Annotated in this window: 2 protein-coding genes; both read left to right on the top strand. The window is 68.5% G+C overall.

Going from position 1 to position 2189, the window contains the following annotated elements; genetic code table 11:
• The coding region (locus VGO20_RS13570; protein WP_327502893.1) for a tyrosine-type recombinase/integrase at nt 1-187 on the top strand (187 nt) is incomplete at its 5' end.
• 107 nt (nt 188-294) lie between these two features.
• On the top strand, nt 295-1905 hold the full coding sequence (gene aceB, locus VGO20_RS13565) for a malate synthase A (protein ID WP_327502892.1): 1611 nt from the start codon (nt 295-297) through the stop codon (nt 1903-1905).
• Nucleotides 1906-2189: the final 284 nt, after the last annotated feature.

Genomic DNA, 2189 nt, shown 5'->3' with positions numbered 1-2189 from the left:
CCATGCCTTCGCGACCCATCTGCTCGACCACGGGGCCGACCTGCGCAGCGTCCAGAAGATGCTCGGCCATGCCGACATCGGTACCACCCAGATCTACACCCATGTCGCCGGCGAGCGCCTGAAGAAGGTCGTCCGCGACCATCATCCTCTCGCGAGACGGCCGGAGACCGCCGAAGAGGACGGCTGAGGAAGAAACAAAGTTACCGCTTTTGGCTCATGCGGAACGGTTCCGGTCCCGCGTGCCGTTGTGCTATGCAAAACGGCGCGTCGGAAGCCAACAGCGAGGAAGAAAGAATGGCCAGCATGCCAGCCCTGCCCGGAGTCGAGATCCTGGGGGATGCCAAGCCGGGGTTCGAGGAGATCCTGACGCCGGAGGCCCTGGCCTTCGTGGTCGACCTCGAACGGACGTTCGGGGCCGAGCGCCGGCGCCTGCTGGCGTTGCGCGACGAGCGGCAAGCCCGCCTCGACGGCGGCGAGCGGCCGGACTTCCTGAAGGAGACGCAGGCGGTCCGCGACGGCGACTGGACGGTGGCGCCGCTGCCGGCCGACCTGCTCGACCGCCGGGTCGAGATCACCGGCCCCGTCGACCGGAAGATGGTGATCAACGCGCTGAACTCCGGCGCGCGCGTGTTCATGGCCGACTTCGAGGACAGCAACACCCCGACCTGGACCAACCAGATCGAGGGCCAGATCAACCTGCGCGACGCCGCGCGGCGGACGATCACCTATACCGACCCGGTTTCGGGCAAGGACTACCGCCTCGCCGAGCGGACGGCGGTGCTGAAGGTGCGCCCGCGCGGCTGGCACCTTCCCGAAAGCCATGTGCGCGTCGATGGCGAGCCGATGTCGGGCGCGCTGTTCGATTTCGGGCTGTTCGTGTTCCACAACGCCCGCGAACTGCTCGCGCGCGGCTCGGGCCCCTACTTCTACCTGCCCAAGATGGAGAGCCATCTGGAGGCGCGGCTGTGGAACGAGGTCTTCCTCCGGGCCCAGGAACGGCTCGGTCTGGACCGGGGGACCATCAAGGCGACCGTGCTGATCGAGACGATCCTCGCCGCCTTCGAGATGGACGAGATCCTGTACGAGCTGCGCGAGCACTCCGCCGGCCTCAACTGCGGGCGCTGGGACTACATCTTCAGCTTCATCAAGAAGTTCCGGACCGACCCGGCCATGGTGCTGCCCGACCGGGCCGAGGTGACCATGGCGACGCACATGATGACCTCCTACTCGCTGCTGGCGGTCAGGACCTGTCACCGCCGCAACGTCCACGCCATCGGCGGCATGGCCGCGTTCATCCCGATCAAGGACGACGCCGAGGCCAACGCGCAGGCGATCGCCAGGGTACGCGCGGACAAGGAGCGCGAGGCGAACAACGGCCATGACGGGACTTGGGTGGCCCATCCCGGCCTCGTGCCGGTCGCGATGGAGGTCTTCGACCGCGTGATGAAGGGACCGAACCAGATCGATCGCAAGCGCGAGGACGTCCGGGTGACGGCCGACGACCTGCTGCGCGTTCCCGAGGGGCACCGCAGCGAGGCCGGGCTGCGCCAGAACGTCGCCGTCGGGATCGGCTATGTCGAGGCGTGGCTGCGCGGCGTCGGCTGCGTGCCGCTGTTCAACCTGATGGAGGACGCGGCGACGGCCGAGATCTCGCGCACGCAGGTCTGGCAGTGGCGCCGCCACGGTTGCGCGCTGGACGACGGCCGTCCGGTCGACCGGGCGCTGATAGAGCGCATCGTCGAGGAGGAACTCGCGGCCTGGCGCGAGCGGGTCGGCTCCGAGCGCTACGACGCCGGCCGGTTCCGCGAGGCGGCGGCGATGTTCCGCAACCTCGTCGCCAGCGACGATCCGGCCTCCTTCCTGACCCTGCCGGCCTACCAGGACATCGTGGCCCGCGGCGCCTGAGCGACTGCCGAACCCGGCCCGCCTGCCCGGGCGGGCCGGTTCGGCACTTGAATTCCCCCGGCCCGGCCGACACGCTCCCGCCATGGGTGAGCCGAAAGCCTGGGCGTCACCGAATCGGCGATCAGGTGCGGCGGCTGGAGGATTTCCAGCACGCCGACGGTCCTCCTGCTCGGTTGACAGGAAAATTTCCCTGGGTTAAAAAGAGAAACACCCTGCCCGAATTTCTCCTCTCCCGTGCAACGGGAGAGGAAGGGACCCGCCGCGTAGCGGCGGGAAGGTGAGGG

The sequence above is a fragment of the Arenibaculum sp. genome (genome assembly GCF_035998295.1).
GTDB lineage: Bacteria > Pseudomonadota > Alphaproteobacteria > Azospirillales > Azospirillaceae > DASYHS01.
The sequence above is the reverse complement of the archived record's forward strand: the minus strand, read 5'-3'. Positions and strand labels throughout refer to the sequence as shown.